Genomic DNA, 16,968 nt, shown 5'->3' with positions numbered 1-16,968 from the left:
AGGGCCCATCGATCTTCAGCCGATCATTTGCTTCAGCAACACCGCATGACGCTGCTGCTGCTTCTTCAGCACCAGGCGATTCGAGCGGAACACCGCCTTCAGATCCTCCAGCGCCTCGTCGAAATCATCGTTGATGATCACGTAGTCATATTCGTCGTAGTGCTCCATCTCGCTGACCGCTTCCTTCATGCGCCCGGCGATGATCTCCTCGCTGTCCTGCCCACGGCCGTCCAGGCGCTGGCGCAGCGCTTCCTGGCTTGGCGGCAGGATGAACACCGACAACGCCTCGGGCATCAGCTGGCGTACCTGCTGGGCGCCTTGCCAGTCGATTTCCAGGATCAGGTCGTAGCCTTGGTCCAGGGTCTGTTGCAGCGCGCTGCGCGAAGTGCCGTAGAAGTTGCCGAACACTTCGGCATGCTCCAGGAAGTCGCCTTGCGCGATCAGCGCCTTGAATTCCTCGTGGACGACGAAGTGGTAGTTCACCCCGTGCTGTTCGCCTGGGCGCATGGCGCGGGTGGTGTGCGAGACCGAGACGCGGATCTGCTGGTCGTCCTTGGTCAGGGCGCTGACCAGGCTGGTCTTGCCGGCGCCGGACGGGGCCGAAACGATGTAGAGGGTGCCGCTGCTGTGGTTCATGGTCGGGGTGGCCTTACTCGATGTTCTGTACTTGTTCACGCATCTGTTCGATCAATACCTTCAGGTTGACCGCCGCTTGCGTGCTGCGTGGGTCGAAGGCCTTGGAGCCGAGGGTATTGGCCTCGCGGTTGAGTTCCTGCATCAGGAAGTCCAGGCGTCGGCCGGCTGCACCGCCAGACTTGAGCACCCGGCGCACTTCGGTGACGTGGGTGCTGAGGCGGTCGAGTTCCTCGGCCACGTCGCTTTTCTGCGCCAGCAGCACCATCTCCTGCTCCAGGCGCTGCGGGTCGAGTTCGGCCTGCATGTCGCCGAAGCGGTCGAGGATCTTCTGTCGCTGTGCTGCCAGCATCTGCGGCACCAGTGCGCGCAGGGTGGTGACTTCGCTGGCCATGTTGTCCAGGCGTTCGTTGATCAGCCGGGCCAGTTCCTGGCCTTCACGCTGGCGCCCGGCCTTGAGCTCGGTCAGCGCTTCGTCGAACAGCGCCATGGCTTCGGCGTTCAGCGCCTGCGGGTCGCTGGCGTCGGCCACCAGCACGCCAGGCCATGACAGCACTTCCAGCGGGTTCAGCGGCGCCGGCTGCTTGATCAGGCCAGCCACTTCCTCGGCGGCGGCGACCAGTTGCGCGGCGCGCTCGCGGTCTACCTTCAGCGGCTTGCCGTTGCTGTCTTCGTTGAGGCGCAAGGTGCATTCCACCTTGCCCCGCGACAGGCCCTGGCGCAGGCCTTCGCGCACGCCGCCTTCGAGGTCGCGCAGGGCCTCGGGCAGGCGCAGGTGCGGCTCCAGGTAACGGTGGTTGACCGAACGCAGCTCCCAGACCAAAGTGCCTTGGCTGCCGGCGCGCTCGACACGAGCAAAAGCGGTCATGCTGTGCACCATGGGGAGTACCTCGCGTAGATGAATGGGTGGGAGCCTCTCGGCTGCAAGGCGCAGGATTGTAGCGCAGTGGGGCCTTGGCGCCCAATCCACCTATGTTACAGAGGGGTGGCCATGGCAGTAGGAAAAGGCGACGGGCTGTGGCGGGCGCGACAATAGGCATGTCTTCCCCGGGCCGCGGGCTCTATAATGCTCGGCAGATTCAAAGTCCCAGTACAGGTATCCCAGATGAAACGTCCAAGTGGTCGCGCCGCCGATCAGCTTCGCTCGATCCGCATCACCCGCAACTACACCAAGCACGCCGAAGGGTCGGTACTGGTCGAGTTCGGTGACACCAAGGTCATCTGCACGGTCAGTGTGGAAAATGGTGTGCCGCGCTTCCTCAAAGGCCAGGGCCAAGGCTGGCTGACCGCCGAATACGGCATGCTGCCGCGCTCCACCGGCGAGCGTAACCAGCGCGAAGCCAGCCGTGGCAAACAGGGTGGCCGCACCCTGGAAATCCAGCGTCTCATAGGGCGCTCGCTGCGTGCCGCACTGGACATGAGCAAGCTCGGTGACATCACCCTGTACGTCGACTGCGACGTGATCCAGGCCGATGGCGGCACCCGTACCGCGTCCATCACCGGTGCCATGGTCGCCCTGTGCGACGCTCTGGCGGTGATCAAGAAGCGTGGCGGCCTGAAGGCCGGCAACCCGCTCAAGCACATGATCGCCGCAGTGTCGGTGGGCATGTACCAGGGCGAAGCGGTGCTCGACCTGGACTACCTGGAAGATTCGGCTGCCGAAACCGACCTGAACGTGGTCATGACCAGTGCCGGTGGTTTCATCGAAGTGCAGGGCACTGCCGAAGGTGCGCCGTTCCAGCCTGAAGACTTCAACGCCATGCTCGCCCTGGCGCAGAAGGGCATGACTGAAATCTTCGAACTGCAGCAGGCGGCACTGGCCGACTGAACCCAGCCAGGGAGGTGCGGGGCATGAGCGATTCGAACCTGTCGATCACCCCGCCCAGCGCCGATGTTCGGCAATGGGCGATGTTCTGCCACCTCTCCGCGCTGCTGGGCCTGGTGGTGCCGCTCGGGCACCTGCTGGGCCCGCTGGTGCTGTGGCACCTCAAGCGCGAGCAAGACCCTTTCATCGACGCCCAGGGCAAAGAAGCGCTGAACTTTCAGATCAGCGTGACCATTGCCGGGTTCATCTGCTTCTTGCTGATGTTCGTGTTCATCGGGCTGGTGCTGTTCGCCATGCTGATGGTCGCGGTGATGATCCTGATCATCATTGCCGCGGTACGGGCGAATGAGGGCAAGCCGTATCGTTACCCGATGATCTGGCGGCCGATCAAATAGCAATTGGGGCCGCTTCGCGGCCCATCGCCGGCAAGCCAGCTCCCACAGGTGCACCGCAGGTTTCAAAAACTGTGGTGATCCCTGTGGGAGCTGGCTTGCCGGCGATGGGCTGCAAAGCAGCCCCAATCGGCTTTTAGATGGTCAACGTCCAGTCATAGTCCACAATCAGCGGCGCATGCTGGGAGAAGCGCGGCTGACGCGGCAGGCGGGCGTTGCGCACGAAGCGACGCAGGCCCGGGGTGAGGATCTGGTAGTCGAACCGGTAGCCCAGGTTGAGCATCTCGGCCTGCTCGTTGTCCGGCCACCAGCTGTACTGGTCGCCTTCACGGCTGACTTCGCGCAGGGCGTCGACGTACCCCATCTCGCCGGTGATCGCATCCATCCAGGCCCGCTCCGGCGCCAGGAAGCCCGGCGACTGCTGGCTGTCACGCCAGTTCTTGATGTCGAGCTTCTGCTGCGCGACGTAGAACGAGCCGCAATAGATGTATTCGCGACGCTTGCGCCGCTGCTTGTCCAGGTACTTGGCGAAGTCGTCCATCAACTTGAACTTCTGGTTCAAGTCTTCGTCGCCGTTCATGCCCGAAGGCAGCAGTAGGCTGGCAATACTGACTTTGTCGAAATCTGCTTGCAGGTAACGCCCGTAGCGGTCGGCTGTCTCGAAGCCCAGGCCGGTGATGACTGCCTTGGGCTGCATGCGCGAGTAAAGGGCCACGCCACCTTGGGCAGGCACTTCCGCGTCGCAGGCATAAAGGAAATAGCCATCGAGCTGGAAAGCTGGGTCATCGAGTTCAAAGGCCGAGGCGCGGGTATCCTGAAGGCAGATGACGTCGGCATTCTGGGCTTGCAGCCAGCTGAGCAATCCACGCTCGGCTGCAGCCTGAATGCCATTTACGTTCACACTGATGATCCGCATAAATGGCCCCAAAAATCTCGTGCGTGTATGATACCCGAGCTCAACCCATTTAGCTAAATCCGTGGTGTCCGGGACTATCCATGCAGCCGTATCAGCGCGACTTTATCCGTTTTGCCATCGATCGCGGGGTACTGCGTTTCGGTGAATTCACCCTGAAATCGGGGCGTACCAGCCCGTATTTCTTCAATGCCGGCCTGTTCAATACCGGTTCTGCATTGGCCGAGCTGGGGCGTTGCTACGCCGCGGCCATCGTCGACAGCAAGATTCCGTTCGACGTGCTGTTCGGCCCGGCCTACAAGGGTATCCCTTTGGCGGCGACTACCGCTGTGGCCCTTGCCGACCAGCATCAGCTCGACGTGCCATGGTGCTTCAACCGCAAGGAAGCCAAGGACCACGGTGAGGGCGGCAGCCTGGTCGGCGCGCCGCTGGCCGGTGACGTGCTGATCATCGACGACGTGATCACCGCTGGTACCGCCATCCGCGAAGTCATGCAGATCATCAACGCCCAGCAGGCCAAGGCCGCCGGCGTGCTGATCGCGCTGAACCGCGAAGAGCGTGGCAATGGCGAACTGTCGGCGATCCAGGAAGTGGAGCGTGACTTCGGTATTCCGGTGGTCAGCATCGTTTCGCTGACCCAGGTGCTGGAGTTCCTCGCCGATGACCCGCAGCTGAAGCAGCACCTGCCGGCTGTCGAGGCCTATCGGGCGCAGTACGGGATCTGATCCTGGCCTGGAAATGAAAAAGGCGACCTTCTTGTGGAGGTCGCCTTTTTTTGTGCCGCCTGTTTGGGCCTCTTCGCGGGCATGCCCGCTCCCACAGGTTCGGCGCAACCCCTGTGGGAGCGGGCGCGCCCGCGAAGAGGCCGGTGCAGGCTAACCGATCACTCAGCGCTGCTTGCGGTTGGTGATCAGGGTGCCCACGCCGCTGTCGGTGAAGATCTCCAGTAGCACCGCATTCGGCACACGGCCATCGATGATGTGCGAGCTGTTCACGCCACCCTGCACCGCCTCCAGCGCACACTTGATCTTCGGCAGCATGCCGCCATAGATGGTGCCGTCGGCGATCAGTTCGTTGACCTGCTCGGTGGTCAGGCCGGTCAGCACTTCACCCTGCTTGTCCATCAGGCCGGCGATGTTGGTCAGCAGCATCAGCTTCTCGGCCTTCAGCGCCTCGGCCACCTTGCCCGCCACCAGGTCGGCGTTGATGTTGTACGACTCACCGTTGGCACCCACGCCGATCGGCGCGATCACCGGGATGAAGTCGCCCTTGACCAGCATGTTCAGCAGGTCGGTATTCACGCTCACCACTTCGCCCACGTGGCCGATGTCGATGATTTCCGGGGTGGTCATCTCTGGCGTCTGGCGGCTGACGGTCAGCTTGCGGGCGCGGATCAGCTCCGCGTCCTTGCCGGTCAGGCCGATGGCGCTGCCGCCGTGGCGGTTGATCAGGTTGACGATGTCCTTGTTGACCTGGCCACCCAGTACCATCTCCACCACGTCCATGGTCGCTGAGTCGGTGACGCGCATGCCGTCGATGAAGTGGCTCTCGATCGACAGGCGCTTGAGCAGGTCGCCGATCTGCGGGCCACCACCGTGGACCACCACCGGGTTGATGCCCACAGCCTTCATCAGCACGATGTCACGGGCGAAGCCGGTTTTGAGCTCCTCGCTCTCCATCGCGTTGCCGCCGTACTTGATCACCAGGGTCTTGCCGACAAAGCGGCGGATGTAAGGCAGTGCTTCGGACAAAACCTCGGCTACATGGGAAGCGGCATCGCGATCGAGGGTCATGCAGGGCTCCTGTAAGGAACAGATAGTCGGTCAGAACGGCAGTTGCAGCTCAGGCTCAACCCGCAGCAACTGGGTACGGAAAACATCCTTGATACGTTGCAATTCGGCGTCGCTGTCGGCCTCGAAGCGCAGCACCAGCACCGGGGTGGTGTTGGAGGCGCGAACCAGGCCCCAGCCGTGAGGGTAATCCACCCGTACACCGTCGATGGTGGTCAGGTTGGCCTCGCCCCAGTCGGCGTCGCGTTGCAGTGCATCAATGATGCTGAATTTACCCTCGTCGGTCACATCAATATTGATTTCCGGCGTGGAAATATCGTTCGGGAAGGCGGCGAACAGGTTTTCGGCGCTCTGCCCGGCCTTGCTGAGGATCTCCAGCAGGCGCGCGGCGCTGTAGATGCCGTCGTCGAAACCGTACCAGCGTTCCTTGATGAAGATGTGACCGCTCATCTCGCCGGCCAGCAGCGAGCCGGTTTGCTTCATCTTCTTCTTGATCAGCGAGTGGCCGGTCTTCCACATCAGTGCGCGACCACCATGCTGCTCGACCAGCGGGGTCAGGCGGCGGGTGCATTTGACGTCGAAGATGATCTCGGCGCCTGGGTTGCGCGACAGCACGTCCTGGGCAAACAGCATCAGCAGGCGGTCGGGGTAGACGATGCTGCCGGTGTTGGTCACCACGCCGACGCGGTCGCCGTCACCGTCGAAGGCCAGGCCGATGTCGGCACCGGTTTCCTTGACCTTGGCGATCAGGTCTTCGAGGTTTTCCGGCTTGCCCGGGTCGGGGTGGTGGTTGGGGAAGTTGCCGTCGACCTCGCAGAACAGCGGGATCACTTCGCAGCCCAGGGCTTCGATCAGTTGCGGCGCGACCACGCCAGCGGCACCGTTGCCGCAGTCCACCACCACCTTGAGCTTCTTGGCCAGTTTCACGTCGTCGACGATCTGCTGGAAGTAGCGGTCAAGGATCTCGACCTTTTCCACACGGCCTTCGCCGCGGCTCAGGTCATTGCTTTTCAGGCGGGTCAGCAGGGCCTGGATCTGTTCGTTGGCCAGGGTGTCGCCAGCGATGACGATCTTGAAGCCGTTGTAGTCCGATGGGTTGTGGCTGCCGGTCAGCATCACCCCCGACTTGCCGGCCAGCACGTTGGCGGCGTAGTACAGCGCCGGGGTGGGCACCAGGCCGACGTCGCTGACGTGGCAGCCGGCGTCGACCAGGCCCTTGATCAACTGCTCGACCAGCAGCGGGCCGGACAGGCGACCGTCACGGCCGACCGAAACCTGCGGTTCGCCCTGGGCCAGGCTCTGTGCGCCGATGGCGCGGCCGATCCAGTAGGCGGTTTCGGCGTGAAGGGTCTTGCCGACCACGCCACGGATGTCATACGCGCGGAAAATGCTGTCTGGCAATGCGGCGGGGACCAGGTGGGCCATGTCGTTCATCTCTGGAAGCTCCATTAGTCAAAGGCTTTCTGGGCAGGCGCAAACTGAACGCTTGGACGGTGGTTTCGTCAGAGAGTTCGCCATCCTTGGCCTGAACGGTCGTTTGCCGGCTCAGTGGCTGCCAGAGTGACCGAAGCCGCCAGCGCCACGCTGGCTTTCATCGAACGCTTCGACGATGTCGAAGTGGGCCTGCACCACCGGCACCAGCACCAGCTGGGCGATACGCTCGCCAACCGCGATGGTGAACGGGGTGTTGCCGCGGTTCCAGCACGACACCATCAGCTCGCCCTGGTAGTCCGAGTCGATCAGGCCGACCAGGTTGCCCAGCACGATGCCGTGCTTGTGGCCCAGGCCCGAGCGCGGCAGGATCACCGCCGCCAGGCCCGGGTCGCCGATGTAGATCGACAGGCCGGTGGGGATCAGCAGGGTCTGGCCTGGCTCGAGGACCGTGTCTTCCTTGAGCAGGGCGCGCAGGTCGAGGCCGGCGGAGCCGGGGGTGGCGTAGGTCGGCAGCGGGAATTCGCTGCCCAGGCGTGGGTCGAGGATCTTGGCTTGAAGAGCGTGCATGTAACTTATTGAACCTGGTTGAGCCGTTCGGCGATGAAGGCGACCAGCTGCCGGGCGATCTTGCCCTTGCTGGTCTGCGCAAAGAGGGTCTGGTGCTGCTGGCGGTCGATCACGGTCAAGGCGTTTTCTTCGCTGTTGAAGCCGATGCTGGGGTTGGCCACATCATTGGCGACGATCAGGTCGAGGTTCTTGTCCTTGAGCTTGCGCGTGGCGTAATCGAGCAAGTGTTCGGTCTCGGCGGCGAAGCCGACGCTGAACGGGCGGTCGGCACGGCCAGCGATGGTGGCAAGGATATCGGGATTGCGCACCATCTGCAGCAGCATGCCGTCGCCGGTCGTAGGATCTTTCTTCAGTTTTTGCGTGGCAACCACTTCCGGGCGGTAGTCCGCAACCGCCGCCGAGGCGATGAACAGGTCGCACGGCATGGCCGCTTCACAGGCCGCGAGCATGTCCCGCGCGCTGACCACGTCGATGCGGCTGACCCGGTCGGGGGTTGGCAGGTGCACCGGGCCGGTGACGAGGGTTACCCGAGCCCCGGCTTCGGCAGCCGCTTCGGCCAGGGCGAAGCCCATCTTGCCGGAGCTATGATTGGTGATGTAGCGCACCGGGTCGATGTTTTCCTGGGTCGGGCCGGCGGTGATCAGCACGTGCTTGCCGGTCAGTGCCTGGCGCTTGAAGCTTTCCGCGGCGCACCAGGCCAGGTCGGTGGCTTCGAGCATGCGCCCCAGGCCGACGTCGCCGCAGGCCTGGCTGCCGGAGGCCGGGCCGAACACCTGGATGCCACGGCTCTTGAGCAGCTCGAGGTTGGCCTGGGTGGCCGGGTCGCGCCACATGGCCTGGTTCATCGCCGGGGCGACGGCAACGGTGGCATCGGTGGCCAGCACCAGGGTGGTCAGCAGGTCGTCGGCCATGCCTTGGGCCATGCGCGCCATGAGGTCGGCGGTGGCCGGGGCGATCAGCACCAGGTCGGCCCACTTGGCCAGTTCGATATGGCCCATGGCCGCTTCGGCGGCAGGGTCGAGCAGGTCCATGTGCACCGGGTGGCCCGACAGCGCCTGCAGGGTCAGCGGGGTGATGAACTCGGCACCCCCACGGGTCATGACGACGCGCACCTGCGCGCCGTGCTCCAGGAGACGGCGAATCAGCTCGGCGCTTTTGTAGGCGGCAATGCCGCCACCCACGCCGAGAACGATGCGCTTGCGATACAGCCGCTGCATAGGCTTGCCTTTTTCCAGTGAGAGCGGGCGACGACGTTTGAAAATGCCTGCGGCAGAACGTCGCATGTACGAGGCGAAATAGATTAACACAGGGCCGAAACGGGCCGCAGCAAGGGCAGGGGCAGGGATGAATATCAGGGAATGGCCGGCTGAAGAACGGCCGCGGGAGAAGTTGTTGCAGCGTGGGGCTGGCAGCCTGACCGACACGGAATTGCTGGCTGTGTTCCTCGGCTCAGGAGTGCGCGGGTGCAATGTAGTTGAGCTGTCGCGGGGCCTGCTGGTGAAGTTCGGCAGCTTGCGTCGGTTGCTGGAGGCCGACCGCGAGGCCTTTGTCGGAGAGCTTGGGCTAGGCCCGGTGAGGTACAGCCAACTGCAGGCTTTGCTGGAGATAGGGCGCAGGCATCTTGCAACTTCGATTGAGCGTGAATCGGCCATGGACAGCCCGGAAACAGTGCGGCGTTACTTGAAAGCGATGCTTCGACACGAGGTCAGCGAGGTGTTCGGGTGCCTGTTTCTCGATACCAAGCACCGGCCGCTGGCGTTCGAAATCCTGTTCCGGGGCACGATAGACCGGGCGAGTGTCTACCCGCGGGAGGTGGTACGGCGGGCATTGCTGCATAACGCGGCGGCCTTGATCCTTCGCGGTTATGGTGTCAACTCTAGTGTTTCACTCGGCTGAAGTGCCCGAGATAGAAGCATTCCTTGATGCTTATTCAGATTTTGATGTTCCATATTCAGTGTTGCAGAGCAAATTTGATTTTAGGCCCAGGCGGGCCACCACAGCAGTCAGCTTCACCAACAATTGTGATGCTAGGTCCCGGATGACTGGGGCTCAGGCTGTTGCTTGCGGTTCACAGAAAAGCTGGGAATTCCTACCCATCTTCCCGAAAAAGCTGAACATTACGGCAAAATCTGATGGAACCTACTCCACGTGGCCAAGGGATCCTACATCGCTGATGGCATTTTGACCTTCTCCACTCATTGTGTACCGCTGGATAAAAAGGCGAGAATGCGCGCGCAATGGAAGGCATGATGCGCGCAGGTCGGCGCTCTCGTGGCAGGATGTCACCGGCTTCATGCCTCCACAGCCAAGGCTCGCACGAGCCTTTAAGCTTAATGCCAATTTGTGGAGAGTGATGTGCTGAGTGACGACGACCAAAAGCTAGCCAAGATCCTTTTTGGCCTTCTGAAAAATGCGACTAGCCAAGCCGTCGTCAAGGAATTCCTCCGGACGAAGGGCATCCCCGTTTCTGCGCAAAACTGGGACGATCTCTATGAGAAGCGGATCGAGCCTGCCCTCAAGGATAAAAAACTTGCCCTGAAAGACCTCCGTGATCTACTGCAGCAGGTGGAGGAGTTTGGCAAGCAGCACTCGTTCCTTTTCCAGTGCACTGAAGAGCGGGCAATCGGCCTGCTGTCTCCTACGCGCATCGCTTCAATCGCAGCAGCTGAGGGCCTTTCGGGGCTGTTTACTCACCCGCTGGATCTTGAGATGCCCGACGAGGCCACAATCGTCGACATCCGCCTGTACCGTCCGGACCCGCAGAAGACACCGGTTTCGCTTACGATCAAAGTCGTCGAAAGCCGTGACATCAATCGTCTCAGCGCTGTGGAGACGGATCCAGCAACTGGCGAACTGATTCGACGCTATGCGACCACAAAAAAACGTGCGGTGAATATTGTTCACCTGGACCACACTGGTTTATTGGAGTTTCGTATTGCCTCTCAAGATAATCAGGCAAAGAAATATTCCGAGCTCTTGTGGGTGTTGAAAAACAAAGTAAGGAAATTTCTACCGGACGATGGGTTCGCTGAAGTTTCGCTTAGCCCCGCTAAGAATAAGATTCTGCGCGAGCGCGATAACCTCTCCCAAGAAATCAGATATAGCAATTCAACGGCTCGAAATGAATTCGGGGCCCAAATGCAGATTACCTCCGCATCGGTTGATGAAAACCTTTCATCGGATGAGGGTTCGATGTCTGCGTTGGATCGCTTCTTGGAGCGTGATGGCGAAGTGACGGGAGCCAATATTTACGTTAAACTACCAGACAGTGATCCTCCCCGTGAACTGAGGCTTTTGATTTCGGGTGAGAGAAACGAGTTTGCGGTGACCGTAGCGTGCTCCGCCGGAGAATACGAATATGTTCGCGGAAAAGTTATCGCCTTTAATACTTAACCATCCAGACGAGGCTGAAGGCCTCCGAAGATTGGCTAGTTTTATCCAGGGCTATGAATCCCAGGGTGGCGAAGCTTTGCCTAGAATTCGGCTAAACCCGAATCGCATGTTCGATATTATGCAAGCCGGTACTTCCGCGCACCTTGCAATCTTGATTAATATCTTGGTAACGGGCCGGATTATCAAGAGATTCCTTATTGTTAGGTGCCCCAGCGGCGAAGGTCTCTCATTCCAATCTTACGGCGATATCCCAGAGATTGTTCGTGATCCTGGGATGGATACCGAATTTGAAGTACTTGCCGCCAACGTGGAACCAACCTATAGATTGGTGCTCGATTGAAGCCTGTTGATATTGTTACCCTTGTTCGATCGACTTGGGAAAATACGATTGAGACCAAACGACTGGCCCAGCTGCAGGCAATTAGGGCAACTCTGGATGCCGAGCATCTGGAGCTGTTTGACTCGTTAGTCGATATGCAGATTTCTAATGTCAAAGATGATGCTCAGGCCATCACGCTCATGCTTGTCCATGGTATTCAAACTGATGGTTCCTGGCACGAGCTGGTAAAAGCAGCCTTCCGAGATGTTGCTCATGTCAGAGTCAAAGGTCTTGGCTACCATTGTGTGACCGCGCTGCAGCTTGCGTGTCCGTTTCGATCTACGCCAATCAATAAGATCGCAAATGACTTCCGAGACGCACGGCTTATGGAACCGACTGCTCGCATTATGGTCATTGCCCACAGCTTCGGCACCTATATCATTAGTCGGATCCTCGCCAAATACACTGACATCAACATTGAGAGAATTGTTCTCTGCGGCTCCATAATAAAAGGCAATTATGCCTGGGAGAAGCATGCTCGGCACATGGCTGCAGGCAACATCGTCAACGATGTCGGGACGCGAGATTTTTACCCCGTCCTAGCTACCTTTTCGACTATAGGCTACGGCGGGACTGGTCGAAACGGATTTAAAAATACACGTGTAGCTGACCGTTACTTTGATTACGGCCATAGCGATTTTTTTGAGCCCGACAAGGACCATATCGTCAAATATTGGAAGCCTTATATTCTAGATGGGACCATCGTCGAGTCTGAGTGGGATAGCATAAAGCCGAAGACCCATCTGGGAATCATGCTGGCTTGTCACCCTTGGATCGGCAGACCTGCCTTCTATGCAACCGTTGGGTTAATTACAGCTGCCGTAGCGGGTTTGGCTTGGTGGCTACTCACCTGATCTTCCACTGCTCTGTTTCAGGGTCCCTTACCAAATGCTGCTCTGAGACGACATCCAAGCCTACGGACCTAAAAATACTGAGCATTAGCGTCATAGAATAGTAATAGAGTCGCTGGTGTCGTCCCTTGTCTGAGGCCACAAACACCCCGTCAATCCGTCCATCCTCACTAGTCGCGAATTCGAATACGTACGAGTGGATTACCTGGTTCGCGACAAAAGTCATATCCCGCAGTTCTTTGTAAACTTTAGTAGTTTCGTAGTTTTCCATTATGTTGTGCCGATTGAAGTAGTCTACTGTCTTGCCACTGGTGATCGGGTAGTACGGTAGATGGAGCTTAATTTTCTTCGTTGATTCAGAGATTTTGTAGGTCTCGATTAGCTTGCGTACCGTATAAAAACTGACAAAAATTTCACGTTCTGCTTTCGCATAAATGCGCCCTTCAGAACACTCTTTTACACGAGCCTTCTCAAGCCAACGAGCTGAACGAAGAAGTGACTTCCTCCAATCATCAGACTCGTAAATCATCAGGATTCTCCTTGACTGAGAAATAAATAAAGCGTCAGTCTATTACTGCTGCATCAATACAATATTATCACCTCGGCTAGCATAGGACGCAATAGGTCAATGACCCAGGCTCTAAAGCAATATATCGCGAAAAGCATTAACTCAGTTATAATGATGGCCCCGCTTAAACGGGAGGTGATACGCCTCATCATATGCTGCTCTATAGCAATTATCCTGAATGCCATCCTATTCTTTGGTGTAGAAAACGACGGTACCATCAAGCCATGGGCAGAGATACCACTGAAACTGTTCGCCTCAACAACTTTATTTGCCTTTATGGTGAAGATTTTCCTTCCGCTTTTCGGTTGGACCATATTGAAGGCAGTGTTATTGAGCGCCAATAATGCCTTTAGTGGGGTGCTAAGCTTTCTAGGGAATCAATTTACAGGTGCTTTGTATTGTTCGGCCTTTATCCTGGCTTCTCTTACACTTAAGCAGTATGTAATTTCAGGGTTTATGGATCCTCAATTGGCTCTGATGGCGCCTACTGTTCTCTTTGCGGGCTTCTTGTACTTCTATATTTTTCAGTGCGCTATTCAAAAAACAATGACGCCTGCTCTGTGTGCTCCGCCTCTCCCGCGCTCTAGCAGGGTGCCGTGACTACCTGTTCTTGTAGGGGCAGGTTCGAATAGCAAGAGTCACTTGATGGCGTGATTTGATCTCTATCCTGGTGCCATAGCATGGCGCCAAAATTCCGCCGGCATAAAAATCTCCTGCCTGACACAATCAGAATAATAAATGCTACGAAAGTAGGCTGCGTACTGAGCGATTATGGAAAACTTCGCTGGAATCTATTCGTCATTACGTGATAAAAATTATTCTGTGCCCCGGTAAAGTGGCACAAAAATATAGAGCAACAGTTCAAGGGAATAGATATGGCTCAGTATAAGCACGGCAATTTTCTGCACAAAAGTGATCATTCGGAGTACGATAAAAAGTATTCGCCTGGTACCGAAGCGCCAAATCCAGGCATTTACCGATGCGTCTCCTGCGGGGATGAGATCGGTATTGCCAAAGGGCATGTTCTTCCTCCACAGAACCATCACCAGCATGCACCTGGCGCGGGCAAGATTGAGTGGCAGTTAGTGGTTTTTGCACAGCAGCGGAAATAAGGTTTTTGGGCTCAGTAGAGCTCTGCAACGTGGGTTCTACTGAGCACTCAATAAAAGGACGGAATCCGTATTGACTATTCAAACCACTATGAGGAGGGTGATCGTGAGCGTGCCTGGTTACGCATATATTCGGATATTAGATTGCCGAAATTGATGTCGGCCTCTTCAACAAAAATATTGACGTGGCAGTAAAACTCTTCAGGACCCCTGAGATAATTGAAAATTCTTGATCTGACGACGCCACAAACCCCCGCTTTGACGGCCGTAGAGGGTAGGTTGACTACATCGCCAACACATGGGATAAGAGCTAAGCCATGCTCACTGTTAAAGACAATATCAGCTGAGCGGTCATCAGGCCTGACAAACTCTTGATCCTCCGAGACCTGCTGATAATCAATGCTATACCTCATGCACAGCCTACCTCATTTGCGGGGTAAGGAATCAGCGCCGCGGGTCGTAAATAGTAAAATCCAGTTCAGTAGGCACGTTTGCGACGGAATTAGTTAGCCGATCTCGATACTATATAGTTTGGCAATTAACGCTTTTCAAGTACATACCCTACGCCTCTAAGTGTGTGTATCAGCTTGGTTTCGAAGGGGTCATCTATCTTGGCTCTGAGTCTTCGAATCGACACCTCTACAACGTTCGTGTCGCAATCAAAATTCATATCCCAAACCTGAGAGATAATCTGCGTACGGCTCAGTACCACCCCGGTGTTACGCATCAAGTAGTGCAGCAACGCGAATTCTTTGGTGGTCAAATCAATACGCTGACCGTCCCTGAATGCCCTGTGCCGGCTTTGATCAAGTTCCAGATCGGCCACGCGAATGACCTCCACAGATGCGGGGTGATCTGACCTGCGCATCAAGGCGCGAACCCGGGCTAGCAGCTCTGGGAACTCAAATGGTTTGATCAGATAGTCATCTGCGCCGTTCTCCAGCCCCCGGACCTTATCCGCCAATCGGCTTCTCGCCGTCAGCATCATGATGCGGGACGGGCAGTTTTTACGGCGCAACAACTCAAGGACCTGCCAACCGTCCATCTCTGGTAGGTTTATATCGAGGATAATCAGCTCGTACTCATGCTGCTTGGCCAAGAATAATCCATCTGATCCGGTGTGGACGCAATCTACGACATAGCCACACTCTGTAAGGCCTTGACGCACATACTCCGCAGTTTTTACTTCATCCTCAATTACCAGAATTCGCATGGGATTATGTCTCGATATCACTGAGCAATTAACCGCGCACGCGCGCCGGCATTATTGAAATGGATGGTAAATCAAAATGAGCGTGTTGGGGTTCAAATGACGGATTTGTAATTTCTAGGTAATACAGTTGATAGTCTGGAGGTATATCTTGTCGCGGCTTGGGTTTGACAGTTGCGGGCCCTCTCTCCAGCGGATGATTTGACCATATGAAATACTGGGTTATTTTCTTCTTTGTGCTAGCTTCGTTCCGTTCGGATGACGGCGAGGTCGCTCATGTTGAGGAGACTGGTCATTGGTGTAGTCATGAACTTCACCGGCATGCAATGCGTACAATCGAACGCTTACTTGAATTTTAGGCAAAAAAAAGGCGCCCAATGGGCGCCAAATATCCACCTTTTACCAAAGGAGCAATTAAGCCACTCAAGGTGAATTCGTAATGCTCGTTTTACTAATCGGACCAGCCGTCGAAAGACTGGCCCGCTCAGCGAATTACAGAATCGAAAGCGGGTACTCGATGATTACACGAGTTTCATCCAGATCCGATTCGAAAGCAGTGGCACGCGTGGTTGCCTGGCGCAACCGGAAGGACAAGTCTTTTGCCGGACCGGTTTGCACAACGTATTTGACTTCGACGTCACGCTCCCAACGCTTCTGATTGTCGAGCGGGTTGCCGTTGTCGTCGGTGCGCATGTAGAACTGGTTAGCGTTCGAGTAATCCGCGCCCGAGCCTCTGGCGTAGCGGGTCATGAACGTCAGGCCTGGGATGCCGTAGCTGGTGAAGTTCAGGTCATAGCGCAGCATCCAGGAACGCTCTTTCGGCGAGTTGAAGTCGCTGTACTGGATGGAGTTGTCGACGAAAATCGAGTCCGACTGACGCAGATAGTCGAAATCGTCGTCGCCGTTGTTGCGCTGGTGCGACAGGGCCAGGGTGTGGGCGCCGTAACGCACGCCGACCTTGGCACTCCAGATGTTGTTGTCGAATTCACCCAGGCGCTTCTTACCTTCATCTACGGCTTTGTAGTAGTTGAAGCCACCGATCAGCGCCAGATCGTCGCTCAGCGGGTAAACAACGCTGGTGCCGGCGTAGTACTGATTCCAGACGTCTTTCAGCTGGCTGGCGTAGACGCTCACAGTCCAGTTGTCGTTGATCGAGTAGTCACCACCACCGTAACCGATCCATGGCGAGTTGACCGGGCCGCCGTAGAAGGTCACGAAGTTGTCGTTCAGGTTGCTGGAGACTGGCTGGCTCATGGCGTGCAGTCGACCACCCTGAAGGGTGAGGCCTTGGATGCTGGTGTTCTCAACGGTCACGCCGCGGAAGCTTTCTGGCAGCAGGCGAGAGTCACCGGATGCAACGACCGGAGTCGATGGGAAAACATCACCTACTTTCACGATGGTATCGAACAAGCGGACTTTGGCTGCACCGCCGACCTTGGTGTATTCGTCGCGAGCTTCGCCCTTGTTATCAACGGGTAGCACGTCGAAGGAGCTACGGCCGCCGTTGCGCCCATCACCGGTGTCGAGCTTGAGGCCGATCATGGCGAAGGCATCAACGCCGAAGCCAACGGTACCCTGGGTAAACCCAGAGTTGAATTTACTGATGATCGCGTGCGCCCAGGCTTCGGAGTAGCCGTTGGTATTGCCCTTGCCACTGTTGTAAGTGGGGGCGGTGCTGTCGCGATTATCACGGTTGAAGTAGAAGTTACGGTTCAACACTGTAAGGCTGCTGCCTTCAATGAAGCCTTCTGGCTTGTCTTCAGCTTGTGCCGAAATAGCGTAGCTTCCAGACAGCGCAGAAACTGCCGCCAAATACAGTGGTACTTTGATTTTCATCCGATGCTCCTTTGATTCACGGCAGTTTTTATTATGTTTACCGGCGCGGGTGTCGTTAATTGTTCTGA

General features: G+C 57.3%; 16 protein-coding genes and 2 pseudogenes. 8 read left to right on the top strand and 10 right to left on the bottom strand.

Going from position 1 to position 16,968, the window contains the following annotated elements:
* Positions 1-15 precede the first annotated feature (15 nt).
* Both gmk and TZ03_RS05980 read right to left on the bottom strand, forming a co-directional pair.
* Complete coding sequence (gene gmk, locus TZ03_RS05985; RefSeq protein ID WP_051096417.1) at positions 16-636, bottom strand: guanylate kinase; 621 nt, start codon at positions 634-636, stop codon at positions 16-18.
* A gap of 13 nt (positions 637-649) precedes the next feature.
* Positions 650-1,513, bottom strand: a complete 864-nt coding sequence (locus tag TZ03_RS05980) for a YicC/YloC family endoribonuclease (RefSeq protein WP_051096414.1) — start codon at positions 1,511-1,513, stop codon at positions 650-652.
* Positions 1,514-1,738: 225 nt separating this feature from the next.
* Here TZ03_RS05980 and rph point away from each other — a divergent pair, with 225 nt between their 5' ends.
* On the top strand, positions 1,739-2,461 hold the full coding sequence (gene rph / locus TZ03_RS05975; RefSeq protein ID WP_051096411.1) for a ribonuclease PH: 723 nt from the start codon (positions 1,739-1,741) through the stop codon (positions 2,459-2,461).
* Positions 2,462-2,484: 23 nt separating this feature from the next.
* A complete protein-coding gene (locus TZ03_RS05970) occupies positions 2,485-2,853 on the top strand; it encodes a DUF4870 domain-containing protein (RefSeq protein ID WP_051096409.1) in 369 nt (122 codons plus the stop codon).
* 133 nt (positions 2,854-2,986) lie between these two features.
* On the opposite strand, the gene TZ03_RS05965 is transcribed toward TZ03_RS05970, so the two are convergent.
* Entirely contained in the window at positions 2,987-3,766 is a 780-nt protein-coding gene (locus TZ03_RS05965) for an exodeoxyribonuclease III (protein ID WP_003253401.1), read from the bottom strand.
* An 80-nt stretch (positions 3,767-3,846) separates the two neighbouring features.
* Here TZ03_RS05965 and pyrE point away from each other — a divergent pair, with 80 nt between their 5' ends.
* Complete coding sequence (pyrE, locus tag TZ03_RS05960; protein ID WP_003253405.1) at positions 3,847-4,488, top strand: orotate phosphoribosyltransferase; 642 nt, start codon at positions 3,847-3,849, stop codon at positions 4,486-4,488.
* Between the two features lie 162 nt (positions 4,489-4,650).
* Here pyrE and argB read toward each other — a convergent pair whose 3' ends face one another.
* The 4 genes and pseudogenes from argB to coaBC form a co-directional block, all read right to left on the bottom strand.
* Positions 4,651-5,556: an acetylglutamate kinase gene (argB, locus tag TZ03_RS05955; protein ID WP_051096407.1), complete on the bottom strand. Its 906-nt coding sequence runs from the start codon at positions 5,554-5,556 to the stop codon at positions 4,651-4,653.
* Positions 5,557-5,586: 30 nt separating this feature from the next.
* Positions 5,587-6,954 (bottom strand): annotated as a pseudogene (locus TZ03_RS05950) (phosphomannomutase/phosphoglucomutase); the annotation flags it as partial.
* Between the two features lie 144 nt (positions 6,955-7,098).
* The gene (dut, locus tag TZ03_RS05945; protein WP_016712700.1) at positions 7,099-7,554 is read right to left on the bottom strand and encodes a dUTP diphosphatase; all 456 of its coding nucleotides are present in this window, start codon (positions 7,552-7,554) and stop codon (positions 7,099-7,101) included.
* Between the two features lie 5 nt (positions 7,555-7,559).
* Positions 7,560-8,771, bottom strand: a complete 1,212-nt coding sequence (gene coaBC / locus TZ03_RS05940; RefSeq protein WP_003253409.1) for a bifunctional phosphopantothenoylcysteine decarboxylase/phosphopantothenate--cysteine ligase CoaBC — start codon at positions 8,769-8,771, stop codon at positions 7,560-7,562.
* A 127-nt stretch (positions 8,772-8,898) separates the two neighbouring features.
* Here coaBC and TZ03_RS05935 point away from each other — a divergent pair.
* From TZ03_RS05935 to TZ03_RS31455, 3 genes and pseudogenes are all read left to right on the top strand, one after another.
* A pseudogene (locus TZ03_RS05935) lies at positions 8,899-9,411 on the top strand (JAB domain-containing protein); the annotation flags it as partial.
* A gap of 498 nt (positions 9,412-9,909) precedes the next feature.
* The gene (locus TZ03_RS05930; protein ID WP_003253411.1) at positions 9,910-10,947 is read left to right on the top strand and encodes a hypothetical protein; all 1,038 of its coding nucleotides are present in this window, start codon (positions 9,910-9,912) and stop codon (positions 10,945-10,947) included.
* A gap of 336 nt (positions 10,948-11,283) precedes the next feature.
* Positions 11,284-12,180 carry an alpha/beta fold hydrolase gene (locus TZ03_RS31455; RefSeq protein ID WP_014754857.1) on the top strand — a complete coding sequence of 299 codons (897 nt, stop codon included), beginning with the start codon at positions 11,284-11,286 and terminating at the stop codon, positions 12,178-12,180.
* Here the strand turns inward: TZ03_RS31455 and TZ03_RS05915 are convergent.
* Positions 12,173-12,706, bottom strand: a complete 534-nt coding sequence (locus TZ03_RS05915) for a hypothetical protein (RefSeq protein WP_009682000.1) — start codon at positions 12,704-12,706, stop codon at positions 12,173-12,175. The genes TZ03_RS31455 and TZ03_RS05915 overlap by 8 nt on opposite strands.
* A 99-nt stretch (positions 12,707-12,805) precedes the next feature.
* Between TZ03_RS05915 and TZ03_RS05910 the strand changes: the two genes are divergently transcribed.
* Positions 12,806-13,345: a hypothetical protein gene (locus tag TZ03_RS05910; RefSeq protein WP_003253418.1), complete on the top strand. Its 540-nt coding sequence runs from the start codon at positions 12,806-12,808 to the stop codon at positions 13,343-13,345.
* 275 nt (positions 13,346-13,620) lie between these two features.
* Positions 13,621-13,857, top strand: a complete 237-nt coding sequence (locus TZ03_RS31090; RefSeq protein WP_074059229.1) for a hypothetical protein — start codon at positions 13,621-13,623, stop codon at positions 13,855-13,857.
* Positions 13,858-14,392: 535 nt separating this feature from the next.
* Here TZ03_RS31090 and TZ03_RS05900 read toward each other — a convergent pair.
* Both TZ03_RS05900 and TZ03_RS05895 read right to left on the bottom strand, forming a co-directional pair.
* On the bottom strand, positions 14,393-15,067 hold the full coding sequence (locus tag TZ03_RS05900) for a heavy metal response regulator transcription factor (RefSeq protein WP_003253420.1): 675 nt from the start codon (positions 15,065-15,067) through the stop codon (positions 14,393-14,395).
* 489 nt (positions 15,068-15,556) lie between these two features.
* Complete coding sequence (locus tag TZ03_RS05895; protein ID WP_003253422.1) at positions 15,557-16,900, bottom strand: OprD family porin; 1,344 nt, start codon at positions 16,898-16,900, stop codon at positions 15,557-15,559.
* Between the last annotated feature and the right edge of the window lie 68 nt (positions 16,901-16,968).

Origin of the sequence: Pseudomonas sp. 10-1B (assembly GCF_000935045.1) — a bacterium.
GTDB lineage: Bacteria > Pseudomonadota > Gammaproteobacteria > Pseudomonadales > Pseudomonadaceae > Aquipseudomonas.
The sequence above is the reverse complement of the archived record's forward strand: the minus strand, read 5'-3'. Positions and strand labels throughout refer to the sequence as shown.

Coding starts and splice junctions, on each gene's coding strand:
- pyrE (WP_003253405.1), top strand. CDS start 3,847: ATGCAGCCGTATCAGCGCGACTTTATCCGTTTTGCCATCGATCGCGGG.
- gmk (WP_051096417.1), bottom strand. CDS start 636: ATGAACCACAGCAGCGGCACCCTCTACATCGTTTCGGCCCCGTCCGGC.
- TZ03_RS05980 (WP_051096414.1), bottom strand. CDS start 1,513: ATGGTGCACAGCATGACCGCTTTTGCTCGTGTCGAGCGCGCCGGCAGC.
- coaBC (WP_003253409.1), bottom strand. CDS start 8,771: ATGCAGCGGCTGTATCGCAAGCGCATCGTTCTCGGCGTGGGTGGCGGC.
- argB (WP_051096407.1), bottom strand. CDS start 5,556: ATGACCCTCGATCGCGATGCCGCTTCCCATGTAGCCGAGGTTTTGTCC.
- TZ03_RS31090 (WP_074059229.1), top strand. CDS start 13,621: ATGGCTCAGTATAAGCACGGCAATTTTCTGCACAAAAGTGATCATTCG.
- TZ03_RS05970 (WP_051096409.1), top strand. CDS start 2,485: ATGAGCGATTCGAACCTGTCGATCACCCCGCCCAGCGCCGATGTTCGG.
- dut (WP_016712700.1), bottom strand. CDS start 7,554: ATGCACGCTCTTCAAGCCAAGATCCTCGACCCACGCCTGGGCAGCGAA.
- rph (WP_051096411.1), top strand. CDS start 1,739: ATGAAACGTCCAAGTGGTCGCGCCGCCGATCAGCTTCGCTCGATCCGC.
- TZ03_RS05895 (WP_003253422.1), bottom strand. CDS start 16,900: ATGAAAATCAAAGTACCACTGTATTTGGCGGCAGTTTCTGCGCTGTCT.
- TZ03_RS05915 (WP_009682000.1), bottom strand. CDS start 12,706: ATGATTTACGAGTCTGATGATTGGAGGAAGTCACTTCTTCGTTCAGCT.
- TZ03_RS05900 (WP_003253420.1), bottom strand. CDS start 15,067: ATGCGAATTCTGGTAATTGAGGATGAAGTAAAAACTGCGGAGTATGTG.
- TZ03_RS05910 (WP_003253418.1), top strand. CDS start 12,806: ATGACCCAGGCTCTAAAGCAATATATCGCGAAAAGCATTAACTCAGTT.
- TZ03_RS05965 (WP_003253401.1), bottom strand. CDS start 3,766: ATGCGGATCATCAGTGTGAACGTAAATGGCATTCAGGCTGCAGCCGAG.